Source organism: Pseudomonas peli (assembly GCF_050563605.1).
In the GTDB taxonomy this organism is placed as follows: Bacteria; Pseudomonadota; Gammaproteobacteria; order Pseudomonadales; family Pseudomonadaceae; genus Aquipseudomonas; species Aquipseudomonas peli_A.
The window spans coordinates 262,037-282,809 of sequence record NZ_JBNXUH010000006.1; the positions used below are offsets into that span (position 1 = coordinate 262,037).

The following is a 20,773-nucleotide window of genomic DNA, read 5'->3' on the forward strand; positions in this document are numbered from 1 at the left end:
GACTCGGGGCTGCCCTGTAAAACAACAGCGACAGCCCCGGGCTTTATATCAACTGATCAACAATTAACCCACGCGATAGTTCGGGGCTTCTTTGGTGATCTGTACATCGTGTACATGGGACTCGGCCATGCCAGCGCCGGTGATGCGAACAAACTCAGGCTTGCTGCGCATCTCTTCGATCGTCGCGCAACCGGTGTAGCCCATGGAGGCACGCAGGCCGCCCATCAGCTGGTGAACGATGGCCGCCATTGCGCCCTTGTATGGCACGCGACCTTCGATGCCTTCCGGCACCAGCTTCTCGGCACCAGCCGAAGAGTCCTGGAAGTAACGATCCGAGGAGCCCTGCGCCTGCGCCATGGCGCCCAGCGAACCCATACCGCGGTAAGCCTTGTAGGAACGCCCCTGGAACAGCTCGACTTCGCCTGGTGCTTCTTCAGTACCGGCGAGCATCGAACCGATCATCACGCAGGACGCGCCAGCAACGATGGCCTTGGACAGGTCACCGGAGAAACGGATACCGCCATCGGCGATCAGCGGCACACCGGTGCCAGCCAGTGCGGCGGCAACGTTGGCCACGGCGGAGATTTGCGGCACGCCAACACCAGCGACGATGCGCGTGGTGCAGATCGAGCCAGGGCCGATACCGACCTTGACTGCATCAGCGCCAGCTTCGGCCAGGGCCTTGGCGGCTTCGCCGGTGGCGATGTTGCCGCCGATCACCTGAACGTCCGGGAAGTTCTGCTTGACCCAACGCACGCGGTCGATCACGCCTTTGGAGTGACCGTGTGCGGTGTCGACGATGATCACGTCAACGCCGGCGTTAGCCAGTGCAGCGACGCGGTCGGCAGTATCGGCACCGGTGCCGACAGCTGCGCCGACGCGCAGACGACCTTGATCGTCCTTGCTGGCCAGCGGGTAGGCTTTGGCTTTTTCGATGTCCTTGACGGTCATCATGCCCTTCAGGTGGAAGGCACCATCGACGATCAGGACTTTTTCGATGCGGTGCTTGTGCAGCAGCTCGCGCACCACGTCTTTGTCGGCACCTTCCGGGACGGTGACCAGACGCTCTTTCGGCGTCATCACTTCACGCACGGTGGCGTCCAGGCGGTTCTCGAAACGCACGTCACGGGAGGTGACGATGCCGACCAGGTCGCCATCGCTCAGCACCGGTACGCCGGAGATGTTGTGCATGCGGGTCAGTTCGAACAGATCACGTACGGTGGCGTCGGCTTCGATGGTGATCGGGTCCTTGACCACGCCCGCCTCGTAGCGTTTGACCTTGCGCACTTCGGCAGCTTGCTGCTCGACGGTCATGTTCTTGTGGATGATGCCGATGCCGCCTTCCTGAGCCATGGCAATCGCCAGACGGGCTTCAGTCACGGTATCCATAGCAGCAGAGAGCAACGGAATATTCAGTTCAATGCCACGGGTCAGACGCGTTTTGAGGCTGACATCCTTCGGCAGAACTTCGGAATAACCTGGAATAAGTAGAACGTCGTCGAAGGTAAGAGCTTCTTGACTGATACGCAGCATGGCGGGGGCTCCCGGACGGGAAAATTGGAAGCGCGCCATTATACTCAGACGCCCCCCTGCACTCAACGCAAACAACAACATAACTGCGCGAAGCCTACACGGTGCTATCCAGAAGCGGGACGAGAATAATACAATAATGATTCTCAAAAACATCCGCGACTGAGTAGCACATGCCCTCCACCCGCCTCTCCTCCGCCCAGCCAGCCTGGCGCTTCACCCTGCTCGCCCTGGCCTTGATGCCCGCCGCCAGCAGCCTCGCGACCGAAACTGCCAGCCCACTTGAGCTACCCAGCCAGGCCGTCACTGCAAGCCGGGAAGACGACAGCAGCTACAGCGCCAGCACGGCCAGTACCGCGAGCAAAAGCGCCGTACCGATCATGCAGGAGGCCCAGGCGGTGCAAGTGGTCACCCAACAGGTGATCGAGGACTATCAGGTGCAATCGCTGGACGATGCGATGAAATTCGTCAGCGGCATGACCCAGAGCAACACCCTGGCCGGCACCCAGGACGGCTTCGTCAAACGGGGTTTCGGCAGCAACGCCGACGGCTCGATTCTGCGTGACGGCATCCGTTCCAGCCTGTCGCGCAACTTCAGCGCCACCACCGAGCGCGTGGAAGTGCTAAAGGGCCCGGCCTCTCTGCTGTATGGCGCACTGGAGCCCGGCGGCCTGATCAACGTGATCAGCAAGCAGCCCGAATACCAGCGGCGCACGCAGATCAGCGGTGAAACCAGCAGCGAGGGCGGCGGCAACCTCATGCTCGACACCACCGGCCCGTTGGGCGACAGCGGCTTCGCCTATCGCCTGATTGCCGAACGGCAGCACGAGGACTACTGGCGCAATTTCGGCGCGGATAACCACAGCCTGATCGCACCGTCCCTGAGTTGGAGCGGCGAAGATCTGCGCATCAGCCTGGCTTACGAACACAAGGAATACTCAACCCCGGTGGATCGCGGCACGGTGATCATCAACGGCAAACCGGCGAACACCCAGTACAACGCACGGTTCAACGAAAGCTGGTCCAAAGCCGAAGGCACCGATGAGCTGTTTACCGCCAAGGCCGAGTACCAACTCAACCCGGACTGGCTAAGCCGCCTGACCTACGGCTGGAACAACGAGCGCTACGACTACGCCGAAGCGCGGCCCAACGCGCTTAATGCCACCACCGGCGCACTCAGCCGCCGCGCCGACGGCAGCGAACACGACAATCAGACCCAGTATCTGGCCTGGGACTGGATCGGCAACGCCAGCCTGTTCGGCCAACAACATGACCTGCTCCTGGGCATGGACACCGAGCGGGTCGACAACTTCCGCGGCGATACCTACCGCGGCCCGGCCGTCGGCAGCTTCAATATCTACCGCCCGGTCTACGGCAACCTTGCAGAACCGTCGCTGATCAGCGCCGCGCAGAGTGACAGAAGCGACGAGCTGCATTCGCGTTCGCTGTATGCGAAGGACAACTGGCACCTTAACGACCAATGGATACTGGTGGCCGGCGGCCGTTATCAACACTTCGAACAACTGGTTGAACAGGGCCGCGGCAGCGCCTACGAGAAAACTACCGACCGCCAGGACAACAGCTTTCTGCCGTTTGCCGGCCTGGTCTATCAGCTCAATCAGCAGGTCTCGCTGTACGGCAACTACAGCCGCTCGTTTGTGCCCAACGCCTCCGATGCCGACACCGGCCAAGCGTTCGACCCTGAAGAGGGTCGCAGCTATGAACTGGGCATCAAGCTCGACCTGGGCAGCGCCCTCACGGCCAGCGCCGCGCTGTTCGATATCGAGAAAGAGAACGTTGTGGTCAGCAACAATGGCACCTCGCAGGCGGCCGGCAAGGTCGGCTCGCGGGGTGTGGAAATCGATATCAGCGGGCGCCTTGCCGAACGCTGGGAGCTGCTCGGCACCTATGCCTACACCGATACGGAAATCCTCGACGACCCGGACAACCAGGGCAATGAACTGGTCAATGCCGCGCAGAATATCGCCAGTCTGTACCTGACCCACCACCTGGCGCTGCCCAGCGACGCCGGAGAATGGCGAGTAGGCGGCGGCGCGCGCTATGTCGGCGAACGCGCAGGCGATAACGCCAACAGCTTCTGGCTGGACAGCTACACCGTGGCCGACGCGTTTATCAGTTGGGAAAGCCAACTACTGGGCGACAAGACCCGCCTGCAGCTGAACGCGCGCAACCTGTTCAACCAGGAGTACTACCCATCCAGCGGCGGCAACCTGCGCGTCGCGGTCGGCGAACCGCGCGAACTGCGCCTATCGGCCAGCGTCGACTTTTGACCTTTTAGTAGGGCTCAGGGATGAGCCGACTCAGGCAAGATCGACCCGTACCAGGGAAACCGGATAGCCCAAGCGCGCAGCAAACTCGTCGAGAAAGCTCTGCTTAAAGCCGGCATCCGCCCAGTTGTTGAAGATAAAGCCGAGGTTGGAAAACCCGCAGGGCTGCAGAAACAGAAAACCGTTGATATCGTCTTCATGGCCGCACAGCGGGCACCGAAAGTTATCGGTATGCCCCGGCATCCATTCCTCCAGGCTGTCGAACAACCTTCCCCCGACTTCCCGCCGGCACTCAGGGCAGCCGGCCTCTTCGAGAAAGCTCGTCGTCGGGGTATAGATGCAGCGCTTGTAGATAATCTCCAGGCCATGCACCGCCTGACCATATGGCAACAACTCGGGGCGCTCGACCACCCGTCGCGCACCCTCGGCAATGCCGTAGCCCATATGTTTGAAGGTGCGCCCACAGGTGGTCAGCTGCTCTTCGATGATGTTCTGCTTGACCAGCCAGCGCACGATCAACCGCGCCCGCGCCTCATGGCCGGGAAAGCTGGAAATCTGCGGCACGATAATGGCCTGCTGCTCACTCATGGCTGGACTCGGATTGCGCTATAGGCGCGCAGCTTAAAGGGCTTACAGCGCCGGTCAAGGCCAATCCCCTATGGCAGGCATGGCAAAGCCTTTACTATGCCGGCCATGATCAAAGATCCCTTCCAACGCCTGAACCTCGACCGCGAGGTACTCAGCGTCAGCCAATTGAACAATCGCGCACGCCTGCTGCTGGAAGATGTATTCGGCGGTATCTGGGTCGAGGGGGAAATCTCCAACCTGGCCAAGCCGGCGTCCGGGCATATCTATTTCACCCTTAAAGATAGTCAGGCCCAGGTGCGCTGTGCGCTGTTCCGGCAGAACGCCGCCAAGGTGCGCCAAGCGCTGCGTGATGGCCTGGCGGTCAAGGTGCGCGGCAAAGTCTCGCTGTTTGAAGGGCGCGGCGACTACCAGCTGATTCTCGATGCAGTGGAACCCGCCGGCGATGGTGCGCTGCGCCTGGCCTTCGAAGCGCTGAAAGAAAAGCTTAACGCCGAAGGGCTGTTCGCGGCCGAGGCTAAAGTTGCCCTGCCGGCTCATCCGAAACGCATCGGCATTATCAGCTCGCCCACCGGCGCGGTGATCCGCGACATCATCAGCGTATTCCGCCGTCGCGCCCCACAGGTCGAGCTGACCCTGATCCCCACCGCCGTGCAAGGCCGCGAGGCCACCGCACAGATCGTCCGCGCCCTCGCACTGGCCGATAGCAAAGGCTTTGATGCACTGATCCTGGCCCGTGGTGGCGGCTCGCTGGAAGACCTCTGGTGCTTTAACGAAGAGCCGGTGGCCCGCGCCATTGCCGCCTGCGTCACGCCCATCGTCAGCGCCGTGGGCCATGAGACCGATGTCTCCATCGCCGATTTTGTCGCCGATGTGCGCGCGCCGACGCCTTCTGCCGCCGCCGAGCTGCTGGCCCCCGACAGCAGCGAACTGGTGCAACGCCTGCACAACCTCAAGCGCCGCCTCAACCTGCGTATGCAGCACCGCTTGGAGCGCGAACGCATGCGCCTGGAGGGTTTGCAGCGGCGTTTGCGCCACCCCGGCGAGCGTCTGCGCCAGCATGCCCAACGCGTGGATGACCTGGATATGCGCCTGACCCGCGCCTTCGAGCGACAGCTGACTAGCCGCCGCGAACGCCTGAATCATCTGCAAACCCGCCTGCTAAGCCTGCACCCGGAACGCAACCTCAAGCTGCTGGATCAACGCCTGCAAGCCCTGGCCGAACGCCTGCAACGCAGCATGCGCGAAAGCCTCAAGGCGCGCCGCCTGCAACTGCATAGCCAGGTGCAGACGCTGCACGCGGTCAGCCCGCTGGCGACCCTCGGTCGTGGCTACAGCATTCTGCTGGATGAGCGGGGCCGTGCCATTCGCAACGCCACCGACACCCAGCCCGGCCAACGCCTGAAGGCGCGCCTGAGCAACGGCGAGTTGGAGGTGCGGGTCGAAGACAACCATGTGCAGCCGATCACCCTTTCGCTGCTCGATTGATTTCCACACAGGTCCCCCATGCGTTTATTCACCCTGCTTACCCTGTTCTGCCTCGCCCTACCCGTCCACGCCGAAGGCTTTATCAGCCGACTGCTTAATAAGCCCGTACCGGGCGGCGTGGCCGTGGTTAATTTGGGACCGGCCGCCAGCGCGCCCAGCGTGCGCTATCAGAACAAACCGGTGCTGGTGATTAATGAGGATCAGCAGCGCTGGATCGCAATCGTCGGCATCCCGCTAAGCATCAAGCCGGGCAGCCAGCAGATCAGCGTCAACGGCAGCCAGACACTGAGCTTTCAGGTCGGCAGTAAGCATTACGTCGAGCAGCGCATCACCATCAAGAATCAGCAGCAGGTCAATCCGAACGCCAAGAACCTTACACGCATCGAACGCGAACTGGCGGAGCAGACCCGCGCTTACCAGCAGTTCAGCGCGCGCCAGCCGAGCAATCTGTTGTTCGACAGGCCGGTGAACGGCCCGCTGTCGAGCCCATTCGGTCTGCGCCGCTTCTTCAACGGCGAAGAACGCAACCCGCACTCCGGGCTGGACTTCGCCGCCAATAGCGGCACGCCGATCAAGGCGCCGGCTGCAGGCAAGGTGATCCTGATTGGCGACTACTTCTTTAACGGTAAAACCGTATTTATCGACCACGGCCAGGGGCTGATCAGCATGTTCTGCCACCTCTCGGCCATCGGTGTGAAGGTCGGCGATGAAATTCCCCGTGGCGGTGTACTCGGCAAAGTCGGCGCCACCGGCCGCGCCACCGGGCCGCACCTGCACTGGAACGTCAGCCTCAACGATGCACGCGTCGATCCGGCGATCTTTATCGGTGCCTTCAAGCCCTGACCGTTCGTCGACTTGATTCCGCGAGCATCTCAAGCCTTTCCAGCGCATGCCGATTACGTCTGTGACACCGGGTTTTCCGCCCGGTAGAGCGGGTACACACGTAGATGCTGACGGTTAACACCAACATCTCGTCGTCGTTCACGCGTCGCCAATTGGAGAGCAACAGCACGGCCCTCGGTACTTCGCTGCAGCGCCTGTCCACCGGACAACGCATCAACAGCGCCAAGGACGATGCCGCCGGGCTGCAAATCTCCAACCGTCTGACCTCGCAAGTGCGAGGGCTGAACGTGGCTACGCGCAATGCCAACGACGGCATATCGCTGCTGCAGGTAGCGGAAGGCGCTTTGCAAAGCGTCACCGACGCCCTGCAGCGCATTCGCTCGCTCGGCCTGCAGGCCATGAACGGCTCCAACGGCGCCAGTGAACGTACCGCCTTGGATCAAGAAGCCCAGCAGCTGTTGCAAGAGATCAACCGCGTTAACGAAACCACGACCTTTGCTGGGCGTAAGGTATTTGACCAAGGCACCTTCTCGGTTCTCGGCGATCTCGATCAGAGGGCCGTACTCAATGCCCTGAAAGGTTTCTGGATCAGCGAGGGTGAACAGCGGGTGGCCGATGCGTTCGGCCTGAGCGCGGATGGCGCTGAACTGGAAATAACCTTTACCAACGACTCATCCAGCCAAGCACTGGCTTCTGTTTCAGGCAGCGCGGGCGCTGGCGGGAAGATCTTTAATCAAGTTCTCAACGTCAACCTGGCCTATTTCGATGCCTCAACCCTGCCCAACGGCGGCAGTACACCGCAATACACCGACCGGGTAATTGCCCATGAAATGGCGCACGCGGTCATGGGCCGCACCATGAACTTTGCCGGGCTGCCCAGCTGGTTTATCGAGGGCAGCGCAGAGGCCGTGCAGGGAGCTGATGAGCGCCTGGCTGGGGACACCGCTGTAGGCACCAACACGGCGGCCATTCTGGCTGCATTTAACGCCGATGATGTAAGCGCCTCAGCAGGTTATTCCGGCGGCTATGCCGCAATTCGCTACATGCATGAGGAAATCAAGGCGGCGGGCGGCAAGGGCATCAAAGACATCATGGGTTACCTACAACAGAACAGCGGCTCGACTCTGGACCAGGCATTGACTAACGCCAGCAAGGGAGCCTTCAGCAGCCTGGCTGACTTTAATACCCAGTTCAATGCCGATGCCGCGACCTACGTTGCAGGACTAGACCTGAACAACGCTGACACCGGTGCAATTGGTGGTTTCGATGCCGATGGCGGTAATGTACTTACTGCCGAGAATGTTCTGCTCAACCAAGGCACAGGCCTCCCGGGCTCACAAGGTTTCAAATTGGTTGAGCCCGAATTATTTAACGTCAACGGCGTTGGCGGTAACACCATCACGCAATTCCAGGTTGGGGCCGAGGCTTACGAAACCATACAAGTCGGCTTCAGTGCATTCAGCGCCGATGCGATGGCCCTAAGTCGCCTAGACCTCAGTAAGACGCCTGGCCTGGCCGTCATGGACATCGATGACGCCCTGGCCTATATCGACCGCCAGCGCGGCTATATGGGAGCCCTGCAAAATCGCCTGGAAAGCACCATCAACAACCTGCAAAGCATTGCCGAGAACGCCGCCGCCAGCCGCTCACGTATCCTCGACACCAACTTCGCGGCAGAAACCTCCAATCTGGTTTCTCGGCAGATCATTCAGCAAGCCGCGCAAAGCGTACTTGCCCAAGCCAATCAACGGCCTCAAGCCGTGCTAAGCCTGCTCGGTTAAACGCTCGCAATCTCCGCTGCATATTCGGCACATCACCGCAAATAAAACCCAAAACAATCAAAAACAAGCAATCCGAAAGCGTTTTTTTATCAATGCTTGCACGCTTTACCCTCGCTGGTTAGGGTTGACGCCATGCACACTAATCACACTCTTATTCTGCTGCGCCAACACGCCAACCTCTGCTTGGTCAGCCAGCGACTGCGTGGCTAATTCTTACGCCCACGCCCTGCATTAATTTTTCAAATTCCGCCCGGCTCGCCGATTGCCGCCGCGCTAAAAGGATTGCCCCATGAGCATGCTTAAAGACCCGTCCAGCAAATACCGCCCGTTCACCCAGATCCAGATTCCAGACCGCACCTGGCCGGACAAGATCATCGACAAGGCGCCAATCTGGCTGTCCACCGACCTGCGCGATGGCAACCAGTCGTTGATCGAGCCGATGGATGCCGAGAAGAAGATGCGCTTCTTCAAGTGCCTGCTGGCCGTGGGCCTGAAGGAAATCGAAGTCGGCTTCCCGTCCGCCTCGCAGACCGATTTCGACTTCGTCCGCGAGCTGATCGAAGGCGGCCATATCCCGGATGACGTGACCATTCAGGTGCTGACCCAGGCCCGTGACGACCTTATCGAACGCACTTTCGAGTCGCTGAAGGGCGCGAAGAAGGCCATCGTTCATTACTACAACGCCTGCGCACCGAGCTTTCGCAAGATCGTCTTCAACCAGGACAAGGCCGGCGTCAAAGCCATCGCCGTGGCCGCCGGCCAGACCATCAAACGCCTGGCCGACGCCGCTCCCGAGACGCGCTGGGGCTTCGAGTATTCGCCAGAAGTGTTCAGTTCCACCGAAATCGATTTCGCCGTCGAGGTGTGCAACGCAGTGATCGAGGTGTTCCAGCCGACCCAGGCGAACAAGCTGATCCTCAACCTGCCGGCGACTATCGAGTGCGCCACGCCAAACAACTACGCCGACCAGATCGAGTGGTTCGGCCGGCATATCGACAAGCGCGACAGCGTGCTGCTCAGCGTGCACACCCACAACGACCGTGGCACCGGTGTGGCCGCCTCCGAGTTGGCCGTGATGGCTGGCGCGGATCGCGTCGAAGGTTGCCTGTTCGGCAATGGCGAGCGTACCGGCAACGTCTGCCTGGTGACCCTGGCGCTGAACCTCTACACCCAGGGCGTTGACCCGGAGCTGGACTTCTCCAATATCGACACCGTGCGCAAGGTGGTCGAGGACTGCAACCAGATCCCGGTGCACCCGCGCCATCCGTACGTCGGCGACCTGGTGCATACCGCGTTCTCCGGCTCGCACCAGGATGCGATCCGCAAGGGCTTTGCCCAGCAGAAGAGCGACGCCATCTGGGAAGTGCCTTACCTGCCCATCGATCCGGCCGACATCGGCCGCGATTACGAGGCGGTGATTCGCGTCAACAGCCAGTCCGGCAAGGGCGGCATTACCTTCCTGCTCGAACAGGAATACGGCATCAACCTGCCGCGGCGCATGCAGATCGAGTTCAGCCAAGTAGTGCAGAGGGAAACCGACCGCCTCGGCCTGGAAATGAGCGCCGCGCAGATCTACCAGCTGCTGGAGCGCGAGTACCTGCAAGCCACTGCGCCCTATGCGCTGAAAGGCCATCGCCTGCAGGAAGAAAACGGCACCAGCGCGGTTGATGTCGAAGTCATCAATGCCGGCGAAACCCAGCACTGGCGCGGTATCGGCAAAGGCCCGCTGGAAGCCCTGGTTGCCGGCCTGCCGGTGGCCGTGGAGATCATGGACTACAGCGAACACGCCATCGGCGCCGGCACCAACGCCAAGGCGGCGGCCTATATCGAACTGCGCGTTAACGGCGGCCGCGCGCTGCACGGCGTCGGTATCGATGAAAACCTGACTACCGCCAGCTTCCGTGCGCTGTTCAGCGCCCTTAACCGTGCGATCGGTCAGGCAGCCGAACAAGCTGCCTGATTGCCAAGTGAACCGTCAGCCCTGCACGGCTGACGGTTCGTTAGCTAGGTAGCGCGCGGTAGCCTGTAAGGCCTGGCCGATATCCGGCCAGTGCAGCTGATGACGCTGCGCCAAAGCCTGGGTTGCAGCCGTGTTGAAACGGGTGGTCTGGATAAAATCCAGCGACTCGGCATCGGTACGCAGCAAACGCGGCACACCTGGAATCTTCAGCAACGCCCGCAGCAGAGGAATCGGCATATGCCGACTCGGCGCGCTGACACCCAACGTGTGGGCCAATTGCTGCAGCATGCCCTGCAGGTTTGGCGTCGCGGCATCCAACGCGAGAATCTCCTGCCCTGCCTGCTGCTCATCAAAGGCCGCGGCCACGATCAGCTCGGCGAGAAAATCCACACTGACCAACGGCAGCCAATGCGCTGCCGAACCCGGAATCGCCCCGAGCAAACCGCCCGCCAGATTGCTGATCAGCCCAGCCAACGGCTGCGCCGGCAGAATATGCCCGCTGCGGCTATGACCGCACACAGTGGCCGGGTGCACCATCGTCAGTGGCGCTTGCAGCTCAGCCATACGCACGCGCACGCGGAAATGCGCTTCCAGCTTACTGCCCTCATAGGCGCCAGTGCGTTGATAGACCTTGTCCCAGTCAGTGCGTTCGGGCCGTTGCAGGTCAATACCGATGCGCTGCAGATGCCCATGATTGGCCAACATAAAACCGCCCACCATCAGCAGGCGACTGCCTTGCTGCGCCGCCAGTTCAGCCACTGCCAACGCGCCCTCGACATTGACCTGGCGCGCCTGCTCGGCAGCCAGCCCCCAGGCGAACTGCGCCCCCAGGTGGAACACCACAGCAGCCTGACGCACCAGCTCACGCGCCGCGCCATCCAGGCCCAGGTCAGCCCGCCCCAGGTCACCAGCCACCGCCGTCAGCAACTCACTGCGGCCGCCTAATTGCTCAATTTGTGCGCACAAGGCCGGCAAGGTTTGCGGCTGGCGCATCAGCAGCGTCGCCGAGTGGCCCTGACGAGTCAGTAGCGCCAGAAGATGCTGACCGATAAAGCCGCTGCCGCCGGTTACCAAACAGTGTTTGTTCATGATCAATCCACCCGAACCATTAGTGACCCGAGCAGGCTAAACTGTCGAGCACACTCTACAGTCAAGCGAGATTTTCATGCGCATAGGCGAACTGGAAAAACGCAGCGGCGCTAGCCGCCACACCCTGCGTTATTACGAAAGCCTGGGGCTGATCAACGCCCTGCGGCGCGACAACAATTACCGCGAATACAGCCAGCAAACACTCAATGACCTGGGGTTTATCCAGCAGGCGCAGGGCATGGGCTTTTCTCTCGGCGAGATCGGCGAAATCCTCAAAGCCCGGCGCGAGCAACAGCTCGACTGCACCCAGGGCGCCGCGCTGGTCAGCCGCAAGCTGGTTGAGGTGGAGCAGAAACTTGCCGACCTGCAGCAGCTGCGCGACTTTCTGCGTAGCGAAAAGCTGCGACTGGAGGCCAGCGCCGCCGAACAGGCGGCGATACAAATAGCCATGACTGCACGCTAAATCAGACCCGCTATCTGACCAAACGCACGGCGAGCACAGGTGTCACAACTACACTGCAATCAATAGATCGCAGGAGTACCTGACCATGCGTTCACTGACACACTGGATGTGCACCCTCACTCTGCCGCTGCTGCTCGCCTGCAGCGCAAATAGCCTGGCGGACACCGTGGTCATGGCCTTCGGTGAAAAGATTCCGCCCTTCTGCTTTCCGGAGAGCGACAGCGGTATCGAGCTGGAAGTGATTGGCGAAGCCCTGGCCTTTCGCGGCCACACACTCGAACCCCGCTACTTTCCTCTGGCCCGCGTGCCACTGGCGTTTCGCAAAGGTGAAGTGGATGCGGCCATGACCGACCTGGGACAGGACCTTGCCGCTGTAGGTGGCCACTACGGCAACCCGGCGGTAATCTACTACAACGTGTTTGTCAGCCTGAAAGGCCGGCGCTTCGACATCCAGAAGCCCGAGGACATCAAGGGCCTTAGCATCGTGGCCTTTCAGGGAGCCGCCCAGCGCTACCCCGAATGGTTGGCCGCCAGCCAGAAAGATGGCCTGTACTTCGAGCAGAACAATCAGGAGCTGCAGGTGCTTGGCCTGAACAAGGGCCGTTACGATCTGGTACTGAGTGATCGCAGCATCTATCGCTATTTCGAACTGCTGCTTGAACGCACCACCCTGTTCAAGGCCAAAACCATCGCCATGCACCAGTTCGTCGAGGAAGACCCGCAGAACTACCGACCGGTATTTCGCGACCCGCAGATCCGCGACGACTTCAATGCCGGCCTCGCCCAACTCAAGGCCAGCGGCCGCTACCAGGCGATCTACGATCACTACTTAAAGCAGTGAAGCCGACCATCAGTCAGCCAGGGTGAAAGCATCCGCGTCTCGATAAGCCGGGAAACGCTCACGGTAAGCGGCCAATTCCGAGGCATTGAGGGTTACCCGGAATACGCCATCCGCCGCCCCAGGCTCCAGCAGCGGCTCGCCCTGAAAATCCAGCACCTGGCTGTCACCGCTATAGGCATGCCCCTTGCCGTCCTCGCCGATGCGGTTTACCGCCGCCACATAACACAGGTTTTCGATGGCCCGTGCTGGCAACAGGCGATTCCAGTGATTGCGCCGCGCGGCTGGCCAGTTGGCGGTGTAGAGCAACAGGTCGGTGGTCTGTGGATCGCGACTCCATACCGGGAAGCGCAGGTCGTAGCAAATCAGCGGACGCACCTGCCAGCCCTTCACCTCCAGCAGCACCTGCTGTTCACCCGCGCTGTAGTGCTTGTGCTCACCGGCCATGCGGAACAGATGGCGCTTGTCGTAATGAGCCACCGTTCCATCCGGGCGTGCCCAGAGCAGACGGTTACGGTAGGCGCCATCGACAGCCTGGATAATCAGGCTGCCGGTGACGACAGCCTGCAACGCCTGAGCCTGCTCACGCAGCCACTGGCTGGTGGGGCCATCCTCGGGCTCGGCCAGGGCGGCGGAGTCCATGGAAAAGCCGGTGCTGAACATCTCCGGTAGTACGATCAGGTCCGCACCACGCGCCTGTGTCAGCAGCGACTCAAAGTGCGCGCGATTGGCGGCTGGGTCCTGCCAGGCCAGAGTGGTTTGGATCAGAACCAGCTCAAGATCGGGCAACAAGCCTAGATCGCGCATAGTTTGTCCGCCGCCTGGCGCAGGGTTTCTTCACGCTTGGCAAAGCAGAAGCGCACCAGACGCAAATCCTCGGGCGGCTGCTGATAGAACACCGACACCGGAATGGCGGCCACGCCATGCTCACGGGTCAACCATTCGGCCATGGCGACATCATCCAGATCATTGCGAATGGCCGAGTAGTCGACCAACTGGAAATAAGTGCCGGCGGCGCGGGTGAAGGTAAAGCGCGAGCCGGCCAGCAGGTCGCAAAACAGATCGCGCTTGGCCTGATAGAACGCTGGCAACTCTTCGACGTGCTCGGGATGCTCAGCCATATAGTCGGCCAGCGCCCATTGCAGCGGCGTCACGCCACAGAAGCTGACGTACTGATGGACCTTGCGCAGCTCGGCGCTCAAAGCCGGCGGCGCCACTACATAACCGGTCTTCCAGCCGGTGACGTGGTAGGTCTTGCCGAACGAGCTGACCACGAAGGCACGCTGATACAACTCATCATGGGCGAGGATGCTGGCGTGCTGAATGCCATCGAACACCAGATGCTCGTAAACCTCGTCGCTGATCAGGTAGATATCGCGCTCGCGGATCAAGGCCGCCAACTGGTCCAGCTCGGCACGGGAAATCAGCGCACCGCTGGGGTTGTGCGGGCTGTTAAGGATAATCAGACGAGTCTTGTCGCTCAGCGCATCGCCCAGACGCTGCCAGTCTATGGCGAAGCTCGGCAAGGCCAGCGGCACATGCACGCAACGCCCACCGGCCAGCTCGACCGAGGGTTCGTAGCTGTCGTAGCTAGGGTCGAAGACGATGACCTCGTCACCCGGCTGGATCAGCGCCTGGATAGCGCAGAAGATGCCTTGGGTCGCGCCAGGAACTATGGTGACTTCGCTATCGGCGCTAACCGTTCGGCTATAGCTGCGGGCGATCTTCGCCGCCACCTGCTCGCGCAGCGCTGGCAAGCCGGTCATCGGCGCGTACTGATTATGCCCAGCAGCAATATGCCGGCCGACCGCATCACGCAATGCCTGCGGACCATCGAAATCCGGGAAGCCCTGGGACAGATTTAAAGCACCTGCGTCCATAGCCAGCTGCGACATGCGGGTAAAGATGGTGGTGCCGACGTTCGGCAGTTTGCTGATAATCATCGAGGCAATATTCCTGGGTCAGCGCAGGGCTTGAACGCTATTGATGCGGCAGAATAGCCGATCCCCCAGAGACGCAAAAGGCACCCGAAGGTGCCTTTATAGAGCGTTTCAATCCAAGCTTAGCGCTTGTCTTTGCGCTTCTTCTCGGCCTTCTTGTGGTGGCTCATCAGACGACGCTTCTTGTTTACCTGACGATCCGTGAGGGTGTTCTTGTTGCCCTCATAGGGGTTATCGCCGCCCTTGAACTCGATACGGATCGGCGTACCGACCAGCTTGAGCACGCGGCGGTAGGTATTTTCCAGGTAGCGGATATAGGACTTGGGCACCGCCTCGACCTGGTTGCCGTGAATCACGATCAGCGGCGGGTTAGCACCACCCAGGTGGGCATAGCGCAACTTGATGCGGCGATTGTTGACCATGGGCGGCGCGTGATCGCTGACGGCGTCTTCAAGAATCGTGGTCAGACGGTTGGTCGGCCAACGGGTGATCGCCGACTTGAACGAGGCCTGCACCGACTTGTACAGATTGCCCACGCCGGTGCCGTGCAGCGCCGAGATAAAGTGGATATCGGCAAAGTCGACGAAGAACAGTCGGCGTTGCAGCTCGACCTTCACATAGTCGCGCTCGCTGGGCTCCATGCCGTCCCATTTGTTCAGGGCGATCACCAGCGCACGACCGCTTTCCAGCACAAAGCCAAGCAGGTTGAGGTCGTGATCGACCACACCTTCGCGGGCATCCATAACGAATACCACGACGTTGGAATCCTGGATCGCCTGCAGGGTTTTCACCACCGAGAACTTTTCCACGGCCTCGAAGATCTTGCCGCGGCGACGTACGCCGGCGGTGTCGATCAGGGTGTACTTCTCGTCATCGCGCTCGAAGGGGATATAGATACTGTCGCGGGTAGTACCGGGCTGGTCATAGACGATGACCCGGTCTTCACCGAGCATGCGGTTGACCAGGGTCGACTTGCCAACGTTAGGCCGGCCGATGATCGCCAGCTTGATCCCGTCCTTCTCGCTCGGGCCGGGAATGCGCTTGGCTTCCTGACCTTCGAGAACGATTTCCTCTTCCTCGCCCTCTTCCGGCTCGGTGGCATCCTTGGGGAAAGAGCCCAGCACGGCTTCGAGCATCTGGGTGATGCCACGACCGTGAGCACCGGCAATTGCCAGGGATTCGCCCATGCCCATGCTGGAAAACTCGGCGCGGGCCAGGTCTGCGTCGATGTTGTCGACCTTGTTGATGACCAGGAAGCTGCGCTTGTTACGTCGACGCAGGTGCTCGCCGATCATCTGATCGGAAGCGGACAGCCCGGCGCGGGCATCCACCAGAAACAGTACGGCATCGGCCTCTTCGATGGCCTGCAACGACTGCTCGGCCATCTTCGCGTCGATACCTTCCTCGTCACCGGAAATACCACCGGTGTCGATGACGATATAGGTTCGCCCCTGCCACTTGGCCTCGCCGTACTGGCGATCACGGGTCAGACCAGACAGGTCGCCGACAATCGCGTCACGGGACTTGGTCAAGCGGTTAAACAGGGTGGACTTGCCGACGTTAGGGCGGCCCACCAGGGCAATTACGGGAACCATTAGGCTCTCCACTTCGTTATTTCAGAAAATACAAAAGCCGCTGCAGAGGCAGCGGCCGGAATTCATTGCACTGGCCAGTGCTGCGCAGCCCTAAGTGCTGTGCAGCATAGCCAAAGCGTCAGCGAGCGATCACTTGATGGTTAGCGCCACCAGATTGCCACCGTTGCCGTAGGCATACAGCCAATCACCTACAACCAGCGGACGGGCACGCAGGCCATCGCTGTCGATCCGCGTACGGCCGACAAAACGACCGTCCACCTGGCTAACCAGGTGCAGGTAACCCTCCAGGTCACCGAACGCGATATAGCTGGAGAACACTTCTGGCGCCGACAACTGGCGGCGAGCCAGGGCATCGTTGCTCCACAGTGCCGAAGCCGAACGTTCGTCGATACCTTCAACGGTGCCGCTGGCCAGGCTTACGTAAACACTGCCGTAACCCTGGGCAACACCGACCGAACTGGACGCTTCGCGCTGCCAGAGGATACGACCGCTTTCCAGATCCATCGCGGCAACGCGGCCCTGGTAGCTGACGGCGTAAAGGGTGCCAGCCGAGAGCAGCAGACCGCCGTCGATATCGACTACGCGATCCAGTTCGGAACGGCCCTGCGGAACGGCCACACGCTGTTCCCAGACCGGAATACCGCGCTGAGCATCCAGCGCAATCACCTTACCGGTGGACAGGCCGGCAATCGCCAGACGGTTGGTCAGTACCGGGCTGCCAGTGCCGCGCAGGGTCAGTACCGCCGGGGTGTTTTCAAAGATCCAGCGCTGCTCGCCGGTGTTCATGTCCAGAGCGATCAGACGGTCATCCTGGGTTTGTACCAGCACCACGTCGCCGTTCAGCGCAGGTGGAGCCAGCACTTCACTGGTCACGCGGGCGCGCCACTTCTCTTCACCGTTAGCGGTGTCGAGTGCGATGATCTCGCCTTTCAGCGTGCCCACCACCACCAGGCCATAGCCGGCGGCGACTGCGCCAGAAACCGGCAGCTCCAGGTCAGCTTTCCAGATGACCTTGCCGGTCATGCGGTCCATGGCAACAACCAGGCCTTCGACGTCGGCGGCATAGATCTGCTCACCGTCAATCGCCGGTACCAGCATGTTGAAAGACTCGCCCTGGCCGTCGCCAATCGAACGACTCCATTCTTTCTGCAGGCTAACCTCTTCCTCAAACTTGGGCAGATCGGCCGGAGGCAGTTCCTTCTTGCTATTGCTGCTGCAACCTACGGCCAGAACGGCCAGGGCCAGCAGTGCGGCATTCTTCCAGCGCATCACGTCACGCATCCCCTTTTGCCAGATCATCCAGCTTCATTTGCAAACCACCGACTGCGGCATCTTCAGAGAGCGAGGCCTTGGCTTTTTCGTAGGCGGCGTGCGCATCGTCGGCACGGCCGAGCTGCACCAGCAGGTCACCCTTGAGTTCTTCACGGCTGGCGGCAAACGCCGGCGCAACCTTGGCATCCAACAGTTTCAGGGCATCTTCAGCCTTGTCCTGAGCAGCCAACACGCGCGCCAAGCGCTGACGAGCCAACTCAGCCAGGCTGTCATCCGCCGGCTTGTCGACAATCGCCTGCAGCTCGCTCGCAGCGTCATCCAGCTTGCCCGCTTCGACCGCAACTTTGGCTACAAACAGGCTGCCGTATTGGGCGTAATGGGTACCGGAGAAATCATTCTTCAGCGTGTTGGCCAGCTCGGCGACCTTGCTCGCATCAGGCTTGCCGCTTGGGTCCAGCGCAGCTTCGAGCAATTGCTGATACACCAGCGAAGCGCCCTGGGACTGATTAGCCTGATACTTCTGCCAGCCCTGCCAGCCGAAAACCACCACCAACGCCAGCACCACACCGGTCAGCAATGGCATGCCATTGCGCTGCCACCAGTCCTTGATTACCGCCAGCTCTTCATCATCAGTACGCGAAACCACCCCAACACTCCTATTCGCTAAATCACTTAACAGGCGCTCAGGCCTGATCGGCGCAGGTCGCCAGATGATCGGCCAATGCCGACCACGCAATACTTTGTTGCTCACCCTGACCGCGCAGCGGCTTGCAACCTACCACTTGCTGGGCCAATTCGTCTTCACCCAAGATCAAGGCGTACAGCGCGCCACTCTTGTCGGCCTTCTTGAACTGACTCTTGAAGCTACCCGCACCGGCATTGACCTGCAAACGCAGGTTCGGCAGCTGATCACGCAGCCGCTCGCTCAAGGCCAGCGCCGCCAGTTCAGCGGACTCACCGAAGGCGCACAGGTAAACGTCGACCGTACGGGCGATTTCAGCAGGTACTTTACCTAGAGTTTCGAGCAACAGCACCAAACGTTCGATGCCCATGGCAAAACCCACGCCTGGCGTCGGCTTGCCGCCCATCTGCTCGACCAGGCCATCGTAACGGCCACCGGCGCAGACAGTGCCCTGGGAACCGAGCTGATCGGTTATCCACTCGAACACCGTCTTGCTGTAGTAATCCAGACCACGCACCAGCTTGGGATTGATCACGTAAGGCACACCGGCCGCATCCAGACGGGCCTTGAGCCCCTCGAAATGCACGCGCGATTCTTCGTCCAGGTAATCCGCCAGCTTCGGCGCATTGACCAGCAGGGCCTGGGTTTCCGGCACTTTGCTGTCCAGTACGCGCAACGGGTTGCTGCCCATGCGGCGACGGCTGTCTTCATCCAGCTGATCGGCATGTGCAGTCAGAAACTCGACCAGCGCATCGCGATACACCGCGCGGGCAGCACTGGTGCCCAGACTATTGAGCTCAAGCTTCACCGCATCACGGATACCCAGCAGACCCCACAGGCGCCAGGTCAGCACGATCAGCTCTGCGTCGATATCCGGGCCGTCGATATTGAAGACTTCCACACCAATCTGGTGAAACTGACGATAACGGCCTTTCTGCGGACGCTCGTGACGGAACATCGGGCCGATGTACCAGAGCTTCTGGGTCTGCCCACCGCCCGCCAAACCATGCTCAAGCACGGCACGCACGCAAGCGGCGGTACCTTCCGGACGCAGGGTCAGGGAGTCGCCGTTGCGGTCGTCGAAGGTGTACATCTCTTTTTCAACGATATCGGTAACTTCACCAATCGAGCGTTTGAACAACTCGGTGAACTCGACGATAGGCATGCGGATCTGCCGATAGCCGTAGCCATCCAACAGGCTGGCCACACTGCCTTCGAAGTAGCGCCAAAGCGGGGTCTGCTCGGGCAAAATATCGTTCATGCCACGAATGGCTTGCAGGGACTTGCTCAATTCAATTCCTTAACGGTGTTAGCTGCGCAGAATCAGAGCGGCGTCAGCTGCGACCTTGTCGGCCGCTTTCTGGCGGATCAGCTTTTCCAGCTCATCGACCAGGTTGTCATTGCCCAGCTTGAGCGCCGGCTTGCCATCGATATAGATGAGGTTGGGCGAACCGCCGGTCAGGCCGATGTGGGCTTCCTTGGCTTCGCCAGGGCCGTTGACCACACAGCCGATCACCGCTACGTCCAGTGGCACTAGCAGGTCCTCGACGCGCTGTTCCAGCTCGTTCATGGTTTTCACCACATCGAAGTTCTGCCGCGAGCAGCTCGGGCAGGCGATAAAGTTGATGCCACGGGAACGCAGGCGCAGCGACTTGAGGATGTCGTAGCCAACCTTGATCTCTTCCACCGGATCGGCGGCCAGGGAAATACGGATGGTGTCGCCAATGCCTTCGGCCAGCAGCATGCCCAGGCCCACCGCCGACTTGACCGTACCGGAGCGCAAACCACCGGCTTCGGTGATACCCAGGTGTAGCGGCTGCTCGATCTGTTTGGCCAGCAGGCGATAGGCCTCGACGGCCATAAACACGTCGGAGGCCTTTACACTGACCTTGAAGTCCGGGAAGTTCAGGCGATCCAAGTGCTCGACATGACGTAGCGCCGACTCGACCAACGCGGCTGGGGTCGGCTCGCCATACTTCTTCTGCAGGTCCTTTTCCAGCGAGCCGGCATTGACACCGATGCGGATTGGGATGCCTTTGTCGCGTGCGGCTTCAACTACCGCGCGCACGCGGTCTTCACGACCGATATTGCCCGGATTGATGCGCAGGCAGTCGACTCCAAGCTCAGCCACACGCAAAGCGATCTGGTAGTCGAAGTGGATATCGGCAACCAGCGGCACCTTGACCTGCTGCTTGATGCGGCCGAAGGCTTCGGCGGCATCCATATCCGGCACGGAAACCCGCACTATGTCTGCGCCGGCATCTTCCAGGCGACGAATCTGCGCCACGGTGGCAGCCACATCATTGGTATCGCTGTTGGTCATGCTCTGTACGGCGATGGGCGCATCACCGCCAACCGGTACGGAACCGACCCAGATTTTGCGTGAAATACGGCGCTTGATCGGTGACTCGCAATGCAT

Annotated in this window: 17 protein-coding genes; 7 read left to right on the plus strand and 10 right to left on the minus strand. The window is 60.8% G+C overall.

Annotated features, from left to right (window positions below; all coding sequences use genetic code 11):
* Positions 1 to 63 precede the first annotated feature (63 nt).
* Complete coding sequence (gene guaB, locus ACQ4LH_RS09760; protein WP_430696989.1) at positions 64 to 1,533, minus strand: IMP dehydrogenase; 1,470 nt, start codon at positions 1,531 to 1,533, stop codon at positions 64 to 66.
* Positions 1,534 to 1,703: 170 nt separating this feature from the next.
* On the opposite strand from guaB, the gene ACQ4LH_RS09765 reads away from it, so the two are divergent.
* Positions 1,704 to 3,821, plus strand: a complete 2,118-nt coding sequence (locus ACQ4LH_RS09765) for a TonB-dependent siderophore receptor (protein WP_430696990.1) — start codon at positions 1,704 to 1,706, stop codon at positions 3,819 to 3,821.
* A gap of 30 nt (positions 3,822 to 3,851) precedes the next feature.
* Here ACQ4LH_RS09765 and ACQ4LH_RS09770 read toward each other — a convergent pair whose 3' ends face one another.
* Positions 3,852 to 4,406: a sugar ABC transporter ATPase gene (locus ACQ4LH_RS09770; protein WP_430696991.1), complete on the minus strand. Its 555-nt coding sequence runs from the start codon at positions 4,404 to 4,406 to the stop codon at positions 3,852 to 3,854.
* A 105-nt stretch (positions 4,407 to 4,511) separates the two neighbouring features.
* On the opposite strand from ACQ4LH_RS09770, the gene xseA reads away from it, so the two are divergent.
* The 4 genes from xseA to leuA all read left to right on the plus strand — a co-directional run bounded on the left by xseA (position 4,512) and on the right by leuA (position 10,475).
* Entirely contained in the window at positions 4,512 to 5,891 is a 1,380-nt protein-coding gene (xseA, locus tag ACQ4LH_RS09775; protein ID WP_430696992.1) for an exodeoxyribonuclease VII large subunit, read from the plus strand.
* 18 nt (positions 5,892 to 5,909) lie between these two features.
* Entirely contained in the window at positions 5,910 to 6,734 is an 825-nt protein-coding gene (locus ACQ4LH_RS09780; RefSeq protein WP_430696993.1) for a peptidoglycan DD-metalloendopeptidase family protein, read from the plus strand.
* A 104-nt stretch (positions 6,735 to 6,838) separates the two neighbouring features.
* Positions 6,839 to 8,515 (plus strand): flagellinolysin, encoded by a 1,677-nt coding sequence (locus ACQ4LH_RS09785; protein ID WP_430696994.1) that lies wholly within the window; start codon positions 6,839 to 6,841, stop codon positions 8,513 to 8,515.
* A 289-nt stretch (positions 8,516 to 8,804) separates the two neighbouring features.
* The gene (gene leuA, locus ACQ4LH_RS09790) at positions 8,805 to 10,475 is read left to right on the plus strand and encodes a 2-isopropylmalate synthase (RefSeq protein WP_430696995.1); all 1,671 of its coding nucleotides are present in this window, start codon (positions 8,805 to 8,807) and stop codon (positions 10,473 to 10,475) included.
* 15 nt (positions 10,476 to 10,490) lie between these two features.
* Here leuA and ACQ4LH_RS09795 read toward each other — a convergent pair whose 3' ends face one another.
* Positions 10,491 to 11,564 (minus strand): SDR family oxidoreductase, encoded by a 1,074-nt coding sequence (locus ACQ4LH_RS09795; protein ID WP_430696996.1) that lies wholly within the window; start codon positions 11,562 to 11,564, stop codon positions 10,491 to 10,493.
* 76 nt (positions 11,565 to 11,640) lie between these two features.
* On the opposite strand from ACQ4LH_RS09795, the gene ACQ4LH_RS09800 reads away from it, so the two are divergent.
* Positions 11,641 to 12,027 carry a MerR family transcriptional regulator gene (locus ACQ4LH_RS09800; RefSeq protein WP_430696997.1) on the plus strand — a complete coding sequence of 129 codons (387 nt, stop codon included), beginning with the start codon at positions 11,641 to 11,643 and terminating at the stop codon, positions 12,025 to 12,027.
* 85 nt (positions 12,028 to 12,112) lie between these two features.
* Positions 12,113 to 12,868 carry a substrate-binding periplasmic protein gene (locus tag ACQ4LH_RS09805; RefSeq protein WP_430696998.1) on the plus strand — a complete coding sequence of 252 codons (756 nt, stop codon included), beginning with the start codon at positions 12,113 to 12,115 and terminating at the stop codon, positions 12,866 to 12,868.
* Positions 12,869 to 12,877: 9 nt separating this feature from the next.
* Here the strand turns inward: ACQ4LH_RS09805 and ACQ4LH_RS09810 are convergent, their stop codons facing one another.
* From ACQ4LH_RS09810 to ispG, 7 genes are all read right to left on the minus strand, one after another.
* Positions 12,878 to 13,672 (minus strand): amidohydrolase, encoded by a 795-nt coding sequence (locus tag ACQ4LH_RS09810; protein ID WP_430696999.1) that lies wholly within the window; start codon positions 13,670 to 13,672, stop codon positions 12,878 to 12,880.
* Positions 13,660 to 14,808, minus strand: a complete 1,149-nt coding sequence (locus ACQ4LH_RS09815; protein WP_430697000.1) for a pyridoxal phosphate-dependent aminotransferase — start codon at positions 14,806 to 14,808, stop codon at positions 13,660 to 13,662. Before ACQ4LH_RS09815 ends, ACQ4LH_RS09810 begins: the two co-directional genes overlap by 13 nt.
* A 119-nt stretch (positions 14,809 to 14,927) precedes the next feature.
* Complete coding sequence (gene der / locus ACQ4LH_RS09820; RefSeq protein ID WP_341436334.1) at positions 14,928 to 16,400, minus strand: ribosome biogenesis GTPase Der; 1,473 nt, start codon at positions 16,398 to 16,400, stop codon at positions 14,928 to 14,930.
* Positions 16,401 to 16,529: 129 nt separating this feature from the next.
* Entirely contained in the window at positions 16,530 to 17,681 is a 1,152-nt protein-coding gene (bamB, locus tag ACQ4LH_RS09825) for an outer membrane protein assembly factor BamB (protein ID WP_430697037.1), read from the minus strand.
* Positions 17,674 to 18,255: a tetratricopeptide repeat protein gene (locus ACQ4LH_RS09830; protein WP_430697038.1), complete on the minus strand. Its 582-nt coding sequence runs from the start codon at positions 18,253 to 18,255 to the stop codon at positions 17,674 to 17,676. The genes bamB and ACQ4LH_RS09830 overlap by 8 nt, the downstream gene beginning before the upstream one ends.
* A gap of 100 nt (positions 18,256 to 18,355) precedes the next feature.
* Entirely contained in the window at positions 18,356 to 19,645 is a 1,290-nt protein-coding gene (gene hisS, locus ACQ4LH_RS09835) for a histidine--tRNA ligase (protein ID WP_430697001.1), read from the minus strand.
* A gap of 18 nt (positions 19,646 to 19,663) precedes the next feature.
* Positions 19,664 to 20,773 (minus strand): flavodoxin-dependent (E)-4-hydroxy-3-methylbut-2-enyl-diphosphate synthase, encoded by a 1,110-nt coding sequence (gene ispG / locus ACQ4LH_RS09840; protein WP_430697002.1) that lies wholly within the window; start codon positions 20,771 to 20,773, stop codon positions 19,664 to 19,666.